This window comes from Bacillus kalamii (assembly GCF_047238185.1).
GTDB lineage: Bacteria > Bacillota > Bacilli > Bacillales > DSM-1321 > Bacillus_AD.
Window position 1 is genome coordinate 3,029,280 of record NZ_JBDFMI010000001.1, and the last position, 18,254, is coordinate 3,047,533.

The 18,254-nt window shown below is 41.5% G+C and carries 20 protein-coding genes; 2 read left to right on the plus strand and 18 right to left on the minus strand.

Going from position 1 to position 18,254, the window contains the following annotated elements; translation table 11 throughout:
- Positions 1–126 precede the first annotated feature (126 nt).
- The 9 genes from ABC357_RS14985 to ABC357_RS15025 form a co-directional block, all read right to left on the minus strand.
- Positions 127–1,059: a transketolase family protein gene (locus ABC357_RS14985; protein WP_412888288.1), complete on the minus strand. Its 933-nt coding sequence runs from the start codon at positions 1,057–1,059 to the stop codon at positions 127–129.
- Complete coding sequence (locus tag ABC357_RS14990) at positions 1,059–1,883, minus strand: transketolase (protein WP_412888289.1); 825 nt, start codon at positions 1,881–1,883, stop codon at positions 1,059–1,061. Before ABC357_RS14990 ends, ABC357_RS14985 begins: the two co-directional genes overlap by 1 nt.
- 454 nt (positions 1,884–2,337) lie before the next feature.
- Positions 2,338–2,790 (minus strand): helix-hairpin-helix domain-containing protein, encoded by a 453-nt coding sequence (locus ABC357_RS14995; RefSeq protein ID WP_412888290.1) that lies wholly within the window; start codon positions 2,788–2,790, stop codon positions 2,338–2,340.
- Between the two features lie 34 nt (positions 2,791–2,824).
- On the minus strand, positions 2,825–3,361 hold the full coding sequence (locus ABC357_RS15000) for an HdeD family acid-resistance protein (protein WP_412888291.1): 537 nt from the start codon (positions 3,359–3,361) through the stop codon (positions 2,825–2,827).
- A gap of 166 nt (positions 3,362–3,527) precedes the next feature.
- A complete protein-coding gene (locus tag ABC357_RS15005) occupies positions 3,528–4,037 on the minus strand; it encodes a GNAT family N-acetyltransferase (protein ID WP_412888292.1) in 510 nt (169 codons plus the stop codon).
- On the minus strand, positions 4,037–4,840 hold the full coding sequence (locus ABC357_RS15010; RefSeq protein ID WP_412888293.1) for an NUDIX hydrolase: 804 nt from the start codon (positions 4,838–4,840) through the stop codon (positions 4,037–4,039). Before ABC357_RS15010 ends, ABC357_RS15005 begins: the two co-directional genes overlap by 1 nt.
- Positions 4,841–5,147: 307 nt before the next feature.
- Entirely contained in the window at positions 5,148–5,912 is a 765-nt protein-coding gene (tatC, locus tag ABC357_RS15015; protein WP_412888294.1) for a twin-arginine translocase subunit TatC, read from the minus strand.
- 97 nt (positions 5,913–6,009) lie between these two features.
- Positions 6,010–6,201 carry a twin-arginine translocase TatA/TatE family subunit gene (locus tag ABC357_RS15020; RefSeq protein WP_412888295.1) on the minus strand — a complete coding sequence of 64 codons (192 nt, stop codon included), beginning with the start codon at positions 6,199–6,201 and terminating at the stop codon, positions 6,010–6,012.
- A gap of 338 nt (positions 6,202–6,539) precedes the next feature.
- A complete protein-coding gene (locus tag ABC357_RS15025; RefSeq protein WP_412888679.1) occupies positions 6,540–7,007 on the minus strand; it encodes a molybdopterin-dependent oxidoreductase in 468 nt (155 codons plus the stop codon).
- Positions 7,008–7,162: 155 nt separating this feature from the next.
- On the opposite strand from ABC357_RS15025, the gene ABC357_RS15030 reads away from it, so the two are divergent.
- Entirely contained in the window at positions 7,163–7,747 is a 585-nt protein-coding gene (locus ABC357_RS15030) for a 4Fe-4S dicluster domain-containing protein (RefSeq protein WP_412888296.1), read from the plus strand.
- Positions 7,728–9,290 (plus strand): PucR family transcriptional regulator, encoded by a 1,563-nt coding sequence (locus ABC357_RS15035; RefSeq protein ID WP_412888297.1) that lies wholly within the window; start codon positions 7,728–7,730, stop codon positions 9,288–9,290. The genes ABC357_RS15030 and ABC357_RS15035 overlap by 20 nt, the downstream gene beginning before the upstream one ends.
- Before the next feature lie 18 nt (positions 9,291–9,308).
- Here the strand turns inward: ABC357_RS15035 and ABC357_RS15040 are convergent, their stop codons facing one another.
- The 9 genes from ABC357_RS15040 to ABC357_RS15080 form a co-directional block, all read right to left on the minus strand.
- A complete protein-coding gene (locus ABC357_RS15040; RefSeq protein WP_412888298.1) occupies positions 9,309–10,436 on the minus strand; it encodes a 4Fe-4S binding protein in 1,128 nt (375 codons plus the stop codon).
- 27 nt (positions 10,437–10,463) lie between these two features.
- Positions 10,464–11,267, minus strand: a complete 804-nt coding sequence (locus tag ABC357_RS15045) for a dimethyl sulfoxide reductase anchor subunit family protein (protein WP_412888299.1) — start codon at positions 11,265–11,267, stop codon at positions 10,464–10,466.
- A complete protein-coding gene (locus ABC357_RS15050; protein WP_412888300.1) occupies positions 11,267–11,836 on the minus strand; it encodes a 4Fe-4S dicluster domain-containing protein in 570 nt (189 codons plus the stop codon). The genes ABC357_RS15045 and ABC357_RS15050 overlap by 1 nt, the downstream gene beginning before the upstream one ends.
- Before the next feature lie 13 nt (positions 11,837–11,849).
- Positions 11,850–14,048, minus strand: coding sequence for a molybdopterin-dependent oxidoreductase (locus ABC357_RS15055; protein ID WP_412888301.1), 2,199 nt, complete (start codon positions 14,046–14,048; stop codon positions 11,850–11,852).
- Positions 14,041–14,700, minus strand: coding sequence for a TorD/DmsD family molecular chaperone (locus tag ABC357_RS15060; protein ID WP_412888302.1), 660 nt, complete (start codon positions 14,698–14,700; stop codon positions 14,041–14,043). The genes ABC357_RS15055 and ABC357_RS15060 overlap by 8 nt, the downstream gene beginning before the upstream one ends.
- 18 nt (positions 14,701–14,718) lie before the next feature.
- Positions 14,719–14,973 carry a hypothetical protein gene (locus ABC357_RS15065; protein ID WP_412888303.1) on the minus strand — a complete coding sequence of 85 codons (255 nt, stop codon included), beginning with the start codon at positions 14,971–14,973 and terminating at the stop codon, positions 14,719–14,721.
- A gap of 332 nt (positions 14,974–15,305) precedes the next feature.
- Positions 15,306–16,319, minus strand: coding sequence for a GTP 3',8-cyclase MoaA (gene moaA / locus ABC357_RS15070; protein ID WP_412888304.1), 1,014 nt, complete (start codon positions 16,317–16,319; stop codon positions 15,306–15,308).
- A 38-nt stretch (positions 16,320–16,357) separates the two neighbouring features.
- Entirely contained in the window at positions 16,358–16,867 is a 510-nt protein-coding gene (mobB, locus tag ABC357_RS15075; RefSeq protein WP_412888305.1) for a molybdopterin-guanine dinucleotide biosynthesis protein B, read from the minus strand.
- Positions 16,855–18,111 carry a molybdopterin molybdotransferase MoeA gene (locus tag ABC357_RS15080; protein WP_412888306.1) on the minus strand — a complete coding sequence of 419 codons (1,257 nt, stop codon included), beginning with the start codon at positions 18,109–18,111 and terminating at the stop codon, positions 16,855–16,857. The genes mobB and ABC357_RS15080 overlap by 13 nt, the downstream gene beginning before the upstream one ends.
- Positions 18,112–18,254 lie beyond the last annotated feature (143 nt).

The window sequence follows — 18,254 nt, forward strand, 5'->3', positions numbered from 1 at the left end:
TCACTCAAAAAAAAATCCGCTTAAATAGCGGATTTCTCTTAGACATATAGTTAGAGCAATTTAAAATACCATCAATAGGAAAAGCACCTTTCATAAAGAAAGATGCTTTAGGTCGAAGGCCTTATTTTATTTTAAATTTGATTTAACGGCTTCCACAATTTTCTCAGGTGTCAAACCGTATTTTTGCACAAGTTCAAGTGGTTTTCCACTTTCGCCAAAAGTGTCGTTGATTCCGACCATCACCACTTTTGTAGGATGGTTTTGGCTAAGAACTTCACTTACTGCAGATCCTAGACCACCGATTACATTGTGCTCTTCGCACGTAACGATAAAGTCGCTTTCTTTTGCCAAAGAAACGATCAACTCTTTATCGATTGGTTTAATCGTTGGCATGTTGACAACTGTTACTTCAATGCCTGATTGTTTAAGGATTTCACTCGCCTTCAAGGCTTGCTGAACCATAAATCCTGTAGCGATAATAGTCGCTTTGCTTCCTTTTTCAAGAACGACACCTTTTCCGATTTTGAATTCATAATCAGATGCATTATTCACTTGCTCCACTGCTAAACGGCCAAGGCGTACATAGCAAGGGCCGTCAAATTCAGCCACTGCTTTGATGGCAGCTTCTGTTTCGACAGCATCACAAGGTGAGATAACAGTCATATTCGGAATGCTGCGCATAAGAGCCAAATCTTCTACTGCTTGGTGGGATGCCCCATCTTCTCCAACGGTTAATCCTGCATGGGTCGCACACACTTTTACGTTCAATTTCGGATAGCAGATAGAATTTCTGATTTGTTCAAACGCTCTTCCTGCTGCGAAGATAGCGAATGTGCTTGCAAATACCGTATTTCCGTTTGCAGCCATTCCTGCTGCTACAGACATCATATTGCCTTCTGCAATACCCATATTCACATGACGTTCCGGGCACACTTTTTGTGCATCACATGTTTTAGTGGATTTAGATAAATCAGCGTCAAGGACAATGACATTCTTTTTTTCTTGGACTAAGTTTGCCAACGCTGTACCGTATGCTTCTCTTGTTGCAATCTTACTCATTATTCATTACCTCCAAGTTCATTGATAGCCTGTTCGCATTGTTCTGCAGAAGGAGCTGCTCCATGCCAGCCTGCTTGGTTTTCCATGAATGAAACACCTTTTCCTTTGACCGTCTTAGCGATGATCACTGTTGGTTGCCCTTTTGTTTCACGCGCAGTTTGGTACGCATCCAGCAGCTCAGCAAAATCGTGGCCATTAACAGTCAACACATTCCATCCAAACGCTTCAAATTTTTTGTCGATTGGGTTCGGGTTCATGACCTTTGTAATATCGCCGTCAATTTGCAAGCCATTAAAATCAACGATTGCCACCAAATTATCCAATTTGTAATGAGCAGCAGCCATTGCCGCTTCCCACACTTGGCCTTCTTCCAATTCTCCATCGCCAAGCAATGTGTAAACACGATCATTCAATCCATTGATTTTATTGGAAATGGCCATCCCGACAGCTGTAGAAATACCTTGGCCCAAAGAACCAGTGGACATATCGACTGCAGGGATATAGTTCATGTTAGGATGCCCTTGAAGTTTAGAGTTCACTTGTCTGAATGTAGATAGGTCTTCAGTGGAGATGAATCCTTTTTCATGCAATACGGAGTATAGTACTGGAGAGGCATGCCCTTTTGATAGAACGAACTTATCTCTATGAAGATTGTTTACATTCTCTTCTGTCACGTTCATTTCCTTGAAATAAAGGGATGTCAAAATCTCTACAGCAGATAAAGAACCGCCTGGGTGCCCTGATGCAGCTTTTGTTACCATACGGATAATATTTTTCCTCACATTTGTCGCTTTTGTTTCTAGTCCTTTAAAGTTATCCAACATGAATCCTCCTAAAATAATAATCTGGCAGAAAAGCGCTCCTATCAGAACTGTCTACTTTTGTGCTCTATTTCACATATTGTAGCAACCTTTCCAGAAGGCTTATTCAAATTCGCGCGAAATCGTTTTCCTATATATGGACGTCAGACCTCTCACGTAAGAATGACTCCATTATACACTATACCAGTAAAATTAAAATACTCTCTATACAATTTTTTCATAGTCAATAAAATACATATACACACTTTTGTCACCGCTTTCTTTTTATCCTTTCGCACAGCTATAATATTATATAAAAATACAAAATGATAGATGTAATTCTTATCCTCAAGGAACGAATGCAGACGTTAACATTCCCCTTACAATACACCCAAATAAGCCACACTAAAAAAAACAGTACAAGTATACTCCTGTACTGTTTCTTCCATCTGTATGGCATTCGATTTCCTTCAACAATTTATCCTTCCGGCCTCGTTTTCGGATATCCAAACTCTTCTCGAAATCGTTTCCTTTTTTCAGTAAAGTCATGCCATTTCTTTTGGCTGGTTTGGTCGTTGGCATAATTCACCGCACATCTGAATTGATCCTCCACACAGGGATCAATCCTGTATCCACATCCCTTTTCAAGACGATCGAATAAGTCTGCGGGGTCTTTATCCTTCAAATCCTCTAGACCATATATCTCCAATATATCTACCAGATTTTCCGCAAAACGGATGCCGATACTCGGAATATTTTGAAATATAGCCAAAGACTTCAGTCTTTGCGCCCTTACTGGGGATATGTCCAATAAATCCACCAGTCCTTCTACCGGTATGCCGTATAGCTCTTTAAGGCGGACTCCGGCCGAACGCATTTTTGCTTTTTCCTCCGGTTCCAACGGAAGCTTAGGCGATTGGATTATAGTCATTGCCTACACCCCTTTTCATTACTGCCATCCATTCTCACCATCTGCGCATATATTTCGTCAGATAATAGAATGTCACAATAGCAAATATTCCTTGCACTATGAAAAAAGCTCCAATTATGAACGCAATCCCGATAGCTGCAATTATCGGATTGAACAGGGCCATAAATCCAATCAGAATGCCAATAATGCCGGCAGCCATGATCCATCCCCAATAAGGAATATCAAAGTCCCTTGCTTCAAAGGCTCCTATGACACGAAGCAATCCCGAAAATAATACCCAAAAACTGAATAGATAGGCAAGGGCCAATGTACCGGAAATCTGGTCGGCAACAAGCACGATACCCAGTAACAGTGTAAGAATTCCATCAGCTAATACCCATCCTGATGTTCGGCGGTATTTCCGATGGTAAAAATACATAATGATATGGAATATTCCGCTCACCATCATCAGCAGCCCTATAAAAACAGTAAAGGCAGCCAAAGTTACAGAAGGGTCCACCATAAACCAGAAACCTAATCCAATCATCAATATGCCCGATACTAAAATCAGAATACGGGAAAATGTATTCATACCGCTCGCTCCTTGTATATTCTATAGATGATATGTACGCTTACCTTTAACACAACTAAACATTCTTCAAACAGGTAAAAACAGGATAGAATAAACCATTTATATAGACAGTTTACCCTATAATTGCCTGAATATTTCCCGGTATATCCACACTGCAATCATCGTTTTACAATATACTTTTTCTTATCGCATACTTACTTTGCCCTTCAGAAAGATCTTTTACGGCACAAGACATACCAAGCTTACGCAAAACGTTTATCGACCGCCTATTTGAGTTATTTACTACTGCTCCAATCTCTTTGAAAAGGAGTTCGTCAAATCCGAAATCCAGAACGGCCGAACATACTTCCGTGGCATAGCCATATCCCCAATAGGCTGGGGAAAGCATATAGCCAAGTTTCAAGCAATCACCGGCTTCCTCCCATTCCAAAAAGATGATCCCCATCCATCTTCCGCATTCTTTTCTTCTTATGCTCCAATAATGGGATGGATACATGCTGTTGACCATTTGATTAAACCGGCGGGACGCCAAGTGCCCCGTTATAACCCCTCCCATGTATTCTCTGACTTCTTCATCTTCGTATAGGCTGCATACTTCCTTAAAATCTCCATACATTACTCGATATAGGCTGCAACGAACGGTTTCCAGCACCGGAACAAACGAATAATTGCCCATTAAAAAGATGATTCTGCTTCAGTTTGAGGATCCATTTCACCAGCTTTCATTCTACTCAAAATGTCATAAGGCCTTACTTTGTATGATTCAAGATTTGCATATTTTTTCTTTTTAGCATCCTCTATACGGACTCTGAAATGTGGGCAGGATACCAGCTCAGAAAGGTTATCCTCATTCACTTTTAAAAAGATGGCTTCGGACGTCTCCTCTACATTAGGTTTTGGTTCACCGGAAACATATTCACCCGCAATAACGACACAAAACACATCCCTACTGACATTTTGGTAAATCCCAGTTACGCCAGATAATTTCACCTGAACCCCTGCTTCTTCATAGATTTCACGCAGTAAAGCTTCTTCAAGTGTCTCACCATCTTCAACCTGCCCCCCTGGCAATTCCATTGTATCGCTTCTGTGGTTGCTTCGGACAAGAAGGGTTTCTCCTTTCTCATTGAGGATATAGCCCGATACAGAAACGATATGCCTAGGGGAATGATACTGCCCAGTGGATGTCCAGAACTCCTCTGAACTTCCTTCAAATAAAGGCTCAGCATTTCTTCGTCTTTCTTCCTGCGCTGTAATGTGCGCATCGCTTGATCCGATCTGCGCCTCAATCCATTCATACTGTCCTTTATCTTTATATTCCCACATAGCCATAATCTCTGTTTTTTCTTCATTTACCCAGCGCCCTATCAACACCGCTCCATGTCCCAGCTGATTCGGCAACAGATTTTGATGAAAAAAAGCATTAAAACGCTCTACATTATGGGGCAATACTTTATACGTTTTTCTTCGGTAAAACATTTTTAAACCCTCCTTATCTCCTTTGTTCTATTCAACAGAACGGTAAAAATTCCTTCCTGGACATGCTCATGTCAAAAAAAACCAGGGAAAACGATTCGATGGTTCTTTCTAAGATTGCCGCAGCGTTTCACGTCGAATGATTTCAGAAAAAAATAGCCTTCTATGGAGCAATAGCCGCTCATCATATATGACTTGCGATTATAACGTTGAATGCTCTTTCAAACCAAAAGACGAGACTTTTCAAAATAAAAAAAGTGCCATGATAATAATCATGGCACCTCCTATCCATTTGGAAAACCTTCATGTGTTATGCCCCTATTTTTTCATCTTCGGGGTCACATTCCTCTAAGTAGGTTGATTCCAACCGTTTCAACCTTCTTTTATATACGATTTTCGATAAAGATATGCTGATCTCATAAAGAAGCAATAAAGGAATCGCAACGAGCACATCTGAAATAAAATCCGGGGGCGAAATCAAAACAGAAACGACCACTAAGCAAAAGTAAGCATACTTTCTCATTTTCGCCAGAGTAAATGGGTTAATGACACCAATAGTTGTTAAAAACATCGCCACCGCCGGCAACTCAAACAAAACAGCAAAAGGCACTGTCATATTCATGAGGAATGAAAAATATTTATCCACTGTGAAAGTGGTTGTGAATAAATCACCACTCAAATTAACGAGAAAATTCAAGACAATCGGAAAAATAACAAAATAACCGAAGGATAGCCCAATCATAAACAATACAAATAATGCCGGTATGTATGAAAGGGCCTTCCTTGCTTCAAAAGGCTTTAAAGCCGGTTTAATAAACATCCATATTTGCAGAGAAAGAACCGGAATCGTTCCGGCTATCGCGATCAGTCCTGCAATCATGAAATAAACCCATATAATATCGCTTGGACCCAATACCGTCAATTTATAATCCAGATCACGAACAAACCAACTATATATTTCTTCCACATAGATAAACCCAATAATGAAAAAGACGAGAAAAGATACAGCTGTCAAAATGAGCCTTCTCCTCAATTCATCCAGATGATCAATAACATGAAGCTGTTTGTCAGCCATACAAACGCCAACCTTCCTATGAAAAGTGAACATCCTGCCTAGAAGGCAGGATTTGAAAAAGGGTGCAAGATGGTATCATCTCACACCCTATCTATCATTAATTTGTTTTTTTCTTATCATCCTCGACATCTTCCATGACATCGCTTGTTAAATCTCTAGTGGATTTCTTGAATTCCCTTAACGTCTGGCCAAACGCGCGGCCTACTTCTGGAAGTTTCTTCGGTCCAAAAATTATCAAAGCCAATACAAGAATCAAAATAAGACCTGGAATACCGATATTTGAAAACATCTATACCATCCTCTTCCGTATTTTTAACTTCTTAATGCTATTTCATTATAATATCTTCAACAACCTTTTTGGGGAAAACTAGGATAAGTTCACATTCATTTCACAATTACTTACAAATATAACCTTCAAAATAACAAATAAACCAATTACAGGTAAAATCTATCGAAGGGCTGCTAAATGAACCGAAGCTGAATTAAAAGCTGCCCCTTCAAAAGAAACAATCATCTCCAAGTTTCCAAATTCTTTATCCAGCATTTTCCAATCGGGATTTTATGCATGCAGATTACGGCAAGCCATCCATAGTCATCCATAGGAATGAACTAGCCGGTTCATCAGTTTCAAGCAGTGAACGGGCAAAATACTGGGCGTATACTATCTTTAGCTGTGTACCCATGATTATAGTATTGGGTAATGCTTTCGGAGAACTGCCCGCTCCCTCTGTCTGCATACAATAGTCCCCTGCCTGCACTGCCAATATTCCCGGTCATGGCCATGAACGCATTGATTGCCCTAATATTTTGACCGCCTTTACTGTTGCACTGCAAGCCGAAACCAAGCAACACCATTGTCTTTCTTCCTTTTCGGGTAATTTGCAGATACAAATCCGATTTTTTTGCAGTTGCTGTATATACTGGGTCGATGGTTACAATTGTAGCTCCCTTACTTTTTGCTTCATATATAAAAGGTATCGTATGGATGGATGTCCACAAGGGATTGGCTCCCCACAGGATGATCGTTTCCGCCCCTGAAAGCTGGCTGGGATCAGAATTCCTTACGTCGCCAAAATCATAGATGAATGCATCTATTCTGTATCACAGCGAGCCTCCCATATCTCTTTTCATTTTTTTAGAATAGAGATTTTCCAATAGCTAAATGATACCAGTTTTTCATGTGAATAATATCACAATAATTCTTACCTTATCCAACTTGTTCATGTATGATAAGTAAAGAGGTGAATCGTATGAAACAGTTGGGCTTTTTTATTGATGTGGATAAATGCATTAACTGCCATGCTTGTACATATGCATGCAGCAATGAAAGAGACGCCAAAGAAACCAACCGAAGAAAAATCGTTTCTCTTCAACAAGAAAACAAAAGAGAGAGCATTCATTTTTCCTTTTCCTGCCATCACTGTGAAACACCGGCGTGTATGCCCGCATGCAGTAAAAATTGCATTAGAAAATTGAGAAACGGAATTGTTGTGCTGGATTCTAAAAATTGTGATGGATGCGGGAAATGTATAGCAGCTTGCCCCTTTGGTTCCATCACCATCAATACCCAAACGAAAAAAGCAGATAAATGCGATATGTGCTATACCCTGCTCCAAAAGGGAAAAAAGCCTGTCTGTATAGAGGCATGCATCGTAGACGCCATCTCTATTAATGATGTAAATAGCGCATATCCAAGCAAGTATAAAAACACATTGAAAGAATACACTATAAAAAATATTACATCTCCGTCAACACGATATAAATGTGAGGATACTGGAAAACAACTGTTTTGGGCCATTGAAAGAGAGGGACACCATGACTCATTTGACGTATGACAGGCTTATGACTATCCGCCCTTTTTATGAAGGGATAATTCTGGCAGGATGGCAAGGGCGAAAAAACATCTGCCGACATGCGGCTATGTCAGACACTATAAATGAAGCCAAAACTGCCTTCATCATAAATTACACTCCTGTGACAACCAATCGGATTGAAAAAGCTTTAAACGATCCTTCCGTTTCTGCCATCATTCTGGCGGCTGAAATCATGCTGCCCCTTCCTGCTCCATTGATCCAGTTGGCCGATGAAAAGGCTAAACCATTGATAGCCGTATCGGCAAATGCCCATACCATTCTGGCCCGGATCCATCACATCCTATCAGTATACAGGTATGGACATAGTGAAACACTTTCTCTTGAGCTAAGTTCCTATTGGCTTCGCTTGTACAACGAATTTAATATAAAGGCACTTTTCAAGAGATTGAACCACTTAATGGACCAGGAAGTTTGGCTATATATCACTGGCAAAGGGGCCCCTTCCATCCTCCCTCCAGCTATGACCGAAAAAAGATTGAATGATGCTGCAAAATCAAAAAGCAGTTCCCTGCCCGAAAAGATAGAAATATGGACGATCGATGACATGGAACTTTTTGCTTATTCAATTGCCGAATGCGACTCAGAAAAGTGCAGATATTTATTATTTGAAACACAGGATCATTCCCAACCCGATCCCGTTAAAATTCTGCTTCTTGAAACAGCCAGATTGACCATTTCAACTTGGCTGAAACTGGAGGAAAGAGCCTGGGATATCCACTTGAAATATAAAGATCAGTTTTTATTTGATATCCTCAATAACAACATTGAAAATGAACTAGATCTTATCTCTTCAGCCAGTCGTTTAGATATGCACTTTTCTCCATACGCCTGTGTGATGGCCATCCATCTATCAGGCGAATTCAAAGGAAAAGACTTTCTGGAAGAAATCAGTTCAACGCTGCAAATGAAACAAAATAAACAGCTGAATATATATACAACGATCCTTAATCAGCGAATTATTGCCCTGCTCTTTCCGGAACCCGGCTACCCTCTGGATAAGGCCAAAGTGAATGAATGGCTTGAGGACTGGCAGGAGGTTCTCCATCGGCATTATCCAGCCATCAGAAGCTTTATCGGCATTGGTAGACAGTACGAATCCAATCTGGACTTGCATAAAAGTTGTCAGGAAGCAAAAATGGCCCTTCTGATGCTTGATACAATGTCCGAATCCCGCAGCTTTATCCATTATGAGGATTTGGGGTTCATCCGCCTTCTTTCTTATTTGCATGATGAATTATTATCTGATTTTGCCCAACAGTATATCGGTCTTCTTGAACAGTATGACGCTGAAAATGATACTGATTTAGTATCTACTCTATATCTATACTGCACCCAAAACGGGGATATTTTCCAAACAGCAAAACGTATGTTCATTCATCCAAATACATTGAGGCAAAGGCTGAAAAAAATAGAATCCATCCTGCAAATCCAACTGAACCATTTTACTGATTTAGTGAACATCATTCTGGCACTTCATATCCGACATCAAAAAAATGGACATTAAAAAAACAGCCTCCCCCTACTATCCATGAGGGAGAAGCTGTTTTTTACCTTTTTTCCATAAATATCTATACATATCATTGAATACACGGCCATTTTGTGGAATCATTTCTATATGCTTTTCGAAGCATATTTCTTCACAAAGGCCGCATGAAACACATTTATTCGTTGCCAGGATAATACTGTCCTCGTCGGCATACAGTGCGTCCATAGGGCAAAGAAATGAACAGGCGCCGCATTGTGTACAGCTTTCTTTTATTGAAGGAAGCTGAAATTCAAGCAGTTCCTGCATTTCCGGAAACTCCTTGAGTTGATTCATTAATATCTCTCTTTTATCCGTTCGGATTACTGCATCATTCACCAGTTTATCCACTAGAGATGTTTTAAAGTGGTCAACTTCTTCATTAATTTCCTCGAATTCGCTGCGCTCCAAATGAAACCGTTCAAATTTTTCAAATGGAGAAAGAGTTTTATTGACTTCCATCCATTCCTTTACTGCGATTGAGTTTGTTTCCTTCACTTCTTCAAAAAGCGATGTCAGCAATCTTCGTTTGTCATGGTCAACAATACTATGTTCCTTGGAATTCGATATCTCCAATTCAGTGCCGGTCCAAAATGAAGGAAGAGTAGGCAACGCTTCTTCCGCTCGTTGAAGATGCTCCTTGAATGCCTGCCCGCCAGTCGTTATACGGCAGCCGGCACACTTTTTTTCATTGTGCAAAATACGGATATTATCCGTTTTTAAACCAGCGCTGATCCATAATTCAGCTGGCACCATCCCTAAACAAGGGACAGTGACAACAGCTGAATGGCGATAGGAAGGATACAATTCTTCACAAGTAAGGTATACATGCCCCTCGCTTTTTGATGTACGGATGATTTGGTCAACTGTTTGTGTAAGTGGAGGATGGTTCCATTTCAATGCATTTGTCGGACAAGCCGCTGTACATAAACCGCATTCCAGGCATGGATTTAGCTCAAGAGTGTCCAAGCCTATTTGTATGCTTCCCTCCGCAGGGCAGACATCCATACAGGCCGTACAAGAGCTGATCGCAGCCCTTACCTTTAGGCATCTATTGGGTTCAACATCGATTTTCTCGATTTTTTTGACCAGCACATTTGACATTTTCTTAATCCGATCAAACAGCATGAGACCAATCCTCTCTCTGTGGTAATGTTACAGATGGATGCCTGTTGAATAGAAAAGGATTCTTCCGATAAATTCAGCTCCAAAGAAGCAGATGAATAATACAGACACCATTCCCATTGATTTCATTTTTCTATTGATGATCATATAGCCTGCAAGACCCAAGCCAGCTGCAAGCAAGATCATCTTGATCCAAAATAGTGGACTTTCCAAAAGCAATGCGCCTGTTTGTGCCGCCTCGGCAATACCGCCGCTTAAAATGGTTACATTCAACACATTTAACACGATGACAAATGCAGCCATTATCATTGTATATTTGCTTAAATCCATTGTTTTTTCTTTAAGAAGGTACAGCATCACTTGAATTAACACCGGTCCTACCAATAGGGCTGTCATGAAGAACGCCGCCATGGTTGTACCATTGTTCCAAGCAGGGATTGCCGGAATGATATAAATCATTGCTGTACAGAATATGGTTATTGTACCAAGGGCGACTGTCGCCATGCCAATCCACTTTTTGGATGAAGCAGTTTTGGCGAAAAGCGCATAAATGAATGCCCCAAGCATGAATCCTGGGAAGAAGACAATTTCCCGGGTTAACCAGGAATCGCCAATATTCAATAGGGCCCGGTATGCATTTAACGGATGCCCTAAATGGAATAAAGAGGCAAGGACAGCAACAAGGGCAATGACAAGAATAACGCCGCACATGATGAAACTAGCCTTTTGAGAAATTCGTTTCTTATACGCATCCATGATGAACAAGGTGGCAAATGCGCCTATTGCCAATTGAGAAAGCACTGTAAAGACAACAAGGGGAAAGCTATGTTCCATCAGGAATCCCTCCTAACTGTCTGTGTAGAATTAGGCAATTTAAATAGAGTGGAGGAATTTGTGATTGTTGGGTCCACAAATCCTGGAACTTGAGTTACATATTGCGTTTTATCCACTTTGTTCATATCAACAATAGAGATAGCCTCCATCGGGCAAGAAGAAACACAGATTGCATCTTTGCCATCTTCCAGGCGATCATAGCACATACTGCATTTATCCATCTTCTTTTTGACCTCATCAAATTGAGGCACTCCATAAGGACACGCAGATGCACACATTTTACAGCCAATGCAGCGATCTTGGTCGTGCTTGACGATTCCATTCTCCAATTTTGTGTAAGCACCGGTCGGGCACGCTTTCGCGCAAGCCGGATCTTCACAGTGGTTACAAGCTGTTGAAATATGGCAACGCTTAGGGCTTCCCGTCAACTTTTCATCCGTTTCCTTGACGAAGCGGCGTTTCATATTCGGCTCCAACTGATAGAAACTTTTGCACGAGATTGTGCATGCGTTACAGCCGATACAGCGATCCATGTTAATGATAAAACCTAATCTTTCTTTAGTAGCCATTCAACTTACCTCCCTACAGTCTTTCAATATTTACAAACTGGTCATGGAATGCCACGCCTGCTTGCCCGGTTGCATTCGAACCCATATCTGACGGCGTTGCTTTAACCAAGTAATTGCAATTGAATTTCTTATCCTTAAACCAAGCTTCATATATGACAACGGTATCTTTAGGCAATGTTTCTGTCAGTTTCGCTCTTAAATCAACAAAGCCGATATCATTCTTTACGCGTACCATGTCCGCTTCTTTTATGCCTTTTGATTTAGCCAATTCCGGATGGATTTCGACGAACGGTTCATCGCTTACAGTCTGCATCCACTCAAGATTTTGGAATTGGGAATGCAGTCCATATTTCCAATGCGGTGTCATTAGGCGGATTGGCATATCCTTCGGCGCCTTCATTTCTTCCATGTAAACCGGCAGTGCATGATGGCCAAATTTAGCGCATGATTTGGATAAAAACTCAAATTTACCCGAAGCAGTACGGAATTCGCCGTCTGCCCATGGTGCCTCATAGCCCTTGATTTTAGCTGAACCCTTATCGAAGAAATCGGTCCATTTGGATAATCCCAATTGCTGAAGGAATTCAGGCGAGAATTCTTTTGCCAGCCATTCTTTAGGCTCAATATCTGTTGGATACGTACTTGAACCAGGCTCAAGCTCATTCATTTTCTTAGAAAGCCCCATTGCAATTTCTAGGTCGCTCTTTGTTTCATATAAAGGATCAATTGCTTTTTCGTTAATACTGATCCAGTGGTGCCAATAACTTGCCGTTACGCCCCAAGTCTCGAAGATCGAAGAAATCGGCAACACAAGGTCCGACTGGTTGACTGTTTCATTGAACCAAAGGTCGGATGTGACTACATAATCAATACTGTCGAATGCTTTGTAGGATACTGACGTTTCCGGATCTTGGGCAATCGGGTTACGGCAGGCTACCCATAGCATCTCAATCGGAATTTCATTTGGATCATTATTTAATGCCAATACTTGTGCGGGGAAATTGTTCATATTGATGGCACGGTCAGCTTCGCCTTTGCTTCCTTCAGGGATTGTACCTGCACCGGAAGCTGCGTAATTGAAGCCGTAGCTGTCAAGCATCGCATAGTTTGCACCGCCGCCTACTTTTCCGATATTGCCAGACATGGCAACCAACGCATCGATTGCCCGAACAGAGGCACCACCATTCGTATGTCTTTGCATCCCGTAGCCTATCCAAATAGCCGCTGGCTTTGCCGCTGCATATTCACGCGCTAAGCGCTCGATAACCGCTACCGGAACACCAGTCTTTTTGGACGCCCATTCAAGTGTCACATTATTTTTCAGGTATTGTAAATATTCCTGGTGGCCTACTGAATTGTTTTTCATCCACTCATCATCCTGCAAGTTATGGTCAAGGATGTACTTTGCCATACCAAGTGCCAAAGCACCGTCAGAAGAAGGCTTGATTTCAATGAATTCATCCGCATTTGAGGCTGTATCCGTCAAGATTGGATCAATAACAACTACTTTCGTTCCATTTTCTTTCGCTTTTTGGATAATGGTCATTGTATGGACTGATGTCCAGGCAGGATTTGCTCCCCAAACGATCAAATGTTTTGTTTTCACAAATGATTCCGGATCGGAGTTCAAGGCTGTCCCGAAATCAAATGTTTGGGAATCGATTCCTGCAGGCCAGCATGGCGTGCCTGTAGCGCGGGTTGTATATCCCCAGCTCGTGAACATGCCGTTTACTGCATCAGCCAGTACACTTTGGTTTCCGGAATATTTGTTCAAACAGATCGGCAATGTATGTCCGTGCTTTTTCTTGATGGCCAATATTTTCTTGGCGATCATTTCATACGCCTCATCCCATGAAATGCGTTCCCACTTACCAGAGCCTCGTTTAGCCTGTTTCATCGGATATTTGATACGGTCAGGAGAATATACATAATTTGGGTATGTGTAACCTTTCACACATAAACGCCCATTTGTATACGTATTATTTTTGTTTCCTGTCACATACTTAATTGTTCCATCCTCTACAGTTGAAATTAATGAACAAGCATCGTAGCAGTTCCTTGGGCAAGTACCATAGAATTGCTCAGTTTTCCCAGCTGCTTTCACTGTGTTTTTATCGATATTTTTCAAACCGGCCGTTGCAGTACCAACGCCTGCAAGCGCACCTAGAATAGCCGACCCTTTTAAAAAGGTACGTCTAGAAAATTTACTCATTGATAATTCCCTCCTTCTTAGCATTCCTTTTCTTCTCATCCTCCATTAAGCCTTGGAGTATATATGAAATACCGACCAATAACTTATTGGATGAGTTTTCCCTTATTTTTTCACAATGTTTTCCAATCCATTGGCTAAGGTGTCTTCGGTGAAATTCCTTATATAAAAAGGCGGATTGTTCATCATCCACACTTTTTTCAAGCAGATAACATACAAACTCCAATTCAAAAATAATATGGTCATCAGGTTCTTGATTCTTTAATTCAACAACCAGCCCTGCTGCCTCATAAAATTTGCGTACGGCCAATGTTGACGTCTGCAGGATTGCTCCTGTTTCATTGCGGTATGAAGATTCAAACGGCGATGCTTTCAATCGATCCGGCCCGATGAACAGGCTATTGAAATCGAATTTCAGCTCTTTTGCATCCTCTTCCGAAAAGGAAAGCATGATATCGACACCTTGACGTACTATACTGCCTTCGAACGAGACGGTATCTTTGTCTATATGAGTAAGCAGTTCTTTCCACTGAGCATTGTTTAGCTCATTCAGCTGGCCGCCATAAAAGTTCTGTAAGAACAAATACAGAGGCAAATGCTTGGCGACATATTCTTCCGTCATTGTTTCCCCATATTCCTTGATCATTTTCCCCATCTTGCTACACTCCTTGTTCTATAATCTATGAAGACGCTCTTCAGCTTCTTTTGTATCATTATCTTCCAGAGATTTTTTTAAGTCCTCAAGCTGTTTTGCTTCTTCAGGTGTTTGTTTATAGTTTTCTTCAAGCACGGGATCTGGATCGCCTTTATAGTTTTTATCCACTACTCCATTATTGAACGCAGGTTGTTCCTCCGCTTTATTGGAGCATCCGGCCAAAATGGTAAACGCGCCTACCAAACAGATAAAATACATACAAGTTCGTTTCATAATCGATAAGCCTCCTTGACTTTTTCCTAAAGGAATTGTAGCAAAGGTATTTATAAAACTTGAGTGTAAAAATGTACATGTTTTACAGCCCCTTAGTGTACAAATGAACACTCCTAGAAAGTTGATTGCGTCAAGCCCTTTCATATCAATGGTTCATGAATATAGCCAATAATTCAGATAACATCCGCCTCTTGATAACTGATAATGGTTATCGTCATTTTTTAGACATTATTAGTGAAGCAGCTTCTTCTTTTTCCATATTTTGTTTTTTAACCTTCCAACTAACCAAAAAAAAATGGACTCCTAAAGGAATCCATCTTACTCTTTTTCAGTTATCCGCCTATGAATGACATAGAAATCTTTTTGCGGTTTTTAACCGTTTGTTCAGTTCGCTCCATACTGTATTGATCTGTCCGTTTTTCCCAAACGGCGCAAATACTTTCAATAATGTCCTGATCGCTTGCCCCGTTCCGCAGCATCTCCCTGAAATCTTTTCCTTCAGAAGCAAACAGGCAATTGTAGAATTTGCCGTCGGAAGAAAGCCGTCCTCTTGTACAGGAAGAACAGAATGGGTTGGAGACAGAAGGAATGAAACCAATCTCAGCTCCATTGTCATTATAATGATATCTCTTTGCCACTTCGCCAAAGTATTCCTCCGAGGATGGCTGCAGCTTATGTTTTTGCTGAATCATCTCAAGAATCTCTTTTTGGGAGACTACCTTCTCCATGCTCCATCCATTGTCATTCCCTACATCCATAAATTCGATAAAGCGAAGCTGGATGCCCCGTTCTTTGAAATACTCGGCCATTGGAACTACTTCTTGTTCATTGATCCCTTTTTGGACGACCATGTTTATTTTTACGTGAAAGCCGATTGATTGTGCCAAATCAATATTCTCCAAAATAATAGAAGGACCTACTCCCCTTCCGTTCAGCTTCCCGAACAGCTCCGGATCCAATGCATCCAGGCTGATATTGAGCCTCCGCAATCCCGCATCATATAATGGCTGTGCTTTTTGTTTTAATAAAACAGCATTTGTCGTCAGTCCAATGTCTTCAATTCCTTCAATTCCGGTCAGCTTCCCAATTAATGCTTCAAGATTGTGGCGAAGCAATGGCTCTCCGCCTGTAATACGCAATTTCCGTACTCCGAGGGAAGCAAATATAGTCGACATTCGATGTATTTCCTCAAACGTCAGCAATTCTTCTTTGGGCATAAATGCATAGTGGCTGCCGAATATTTCTTTCGGCATACAATAGGCGCACCGGAAATTGCATCGGTCTGTCACCGATATCCGCAAGTCCCTAATGGGCCGCTTTAGTTGATCAAGCATGGATTGTGACATGATTTCTTCTCCTCACTTATAGATTAATCACTATATAGTTACATCAGGCTGTTTACATATTTTAATATCCATCGTTCAAGCTCTTCAAGGTTATTTCGGTCGATTACCGGAAATCCGCAATTAGGGCGGACTCCTTCAGGGGCCACAACTAAAAGAATATGTTCAAGGTCCTTCAGTGTCTCCCAATCCTCCATGGAGCGCAAAATGATTATTTTGTTCTCCTTTTCCTTCTTGAACCCTTCGATAAGGATAACATCAGGATATGCAATTTGCGATAGTTTTATTAATTCGTTTAAAGGCGCTTCCGTTTTGCCATGGAATTGGATCATCCCATCACCGAGCACCAAGGAACTAACAGCCCCAGTTTCAAGAAAGGTCATCCCGTCTGTTCCCGGATCCGGCATTTCAAGCGGGCCCCCGTGACCATGATGCTTAATGACAGATGTTTTCGTTCCGTTTTTGCCTAATGTCTTTATCCATCTATTGATCAATGTGGTCTTGCCGCTGTTCTTATAGCCGACAACCTGCAGGCAGATCAAATCGTCCATTTTTCCATGCCTTCTTCCGTTCCCAACAATAGGACATCGACCTCATCGCCCTTTTGGAAACCTCTTGTTCCACTAGGCAGTACAATCATTGAATTGCCTTTTGCAATACTTGTTACTGCGTTAGATTTATTGAATCCGGCTGGCTTAGCAACTGCCCCCGTAGCAGTAAATTCAAATTGGGCTCGTATAAATCTTGTAAAAGGGTTCGGTTTCGGAAAGTCTTCCCCTAATATCGCTTTTGTATGCTGCAGGTACGGTCTGTTGCAACCCATCATCTTAAGCAGCGTAGGCCTTACATATAACTCGAAGCCGGTAAAGCAGGCAGAAGGATTTCCCGATAGACCGAATAAATATTGGCCGTTAACCACAGCAGCGGTCGTTACGCTTCCAGGTCTCATGGAGATTTTATTGAATAGCACTTTGGCCCCCAGTTTTTTATATATTGCCGGTGCCAGATCATAATCCCCAACGGAAACTCCGCCTGTTGTAATCAAACAGTCGCATTCCTTTAAAGCCTGGGAGACAACTGCATAGCATTGGTCGAGGTCATCTGTTTGCATGCCATACGAACGGCAGTCCATGCCCATTCTTTTCAATTGCGCAATGATCATCGGACCGTTGCTATTGCGTATTTTCCCGTGCTCCAATGGATCTTCTGCAGACAATAATTCGGTACCGGTTGTCAAAATCCCCACTGTCGGCCGTTTTGCTACATTCACCTGAGAATAGCCAAATGCGGCCAATAAAGCGATAGTACCAGGGTGTATGACGCCTCCCGGCTCAATCAGGCGATCTCCTTCCTTTGCATCTTCTCCCTTGAAAGAAAGATTTTCTCCTGCTTGGAAGGTCTTGCGGACTGAGAACCCCCCCTCCGATTCACGGGCTTGTTCAAACATGACTACTGTATCGGCACCTTCAGGCATAGCTGCCCCAGTCATGATACGGACAGCTTCATGTTTCCCTACTTTTTTGCCTGACACTTGGCCCGCTCCAATATGGTCGACCACCTTAAAAGAAATTCGATTTTCACCCGTTGCCCCATTAGTATCCTCTGCGCGCACTGCAAACCCGTCATAGGCAGAGCGGTTAAAATGGGGGATATCATGCTTGGCGATGATCGGTTCTGCTAGGATGCGGCCATATGACTCCTGCAATTCCACTTGCTCACTATGAGGCTCAGACACATGCTCCATTAATCGATCTATGGCCTCCGAAACGGTTATAGGTTTTCTTTTTTCCACCATTGTCCAAAAAACTCCCTTCTTTTCTTGTATATACTATATAGGAAAGATTCTTTTCATAAACAGGCTCACTGACTCTTTTTTCGAAAGATATTATAACACAACTAATTTTTTGCTAAGATGAGAGTTATACACCACAAATATTT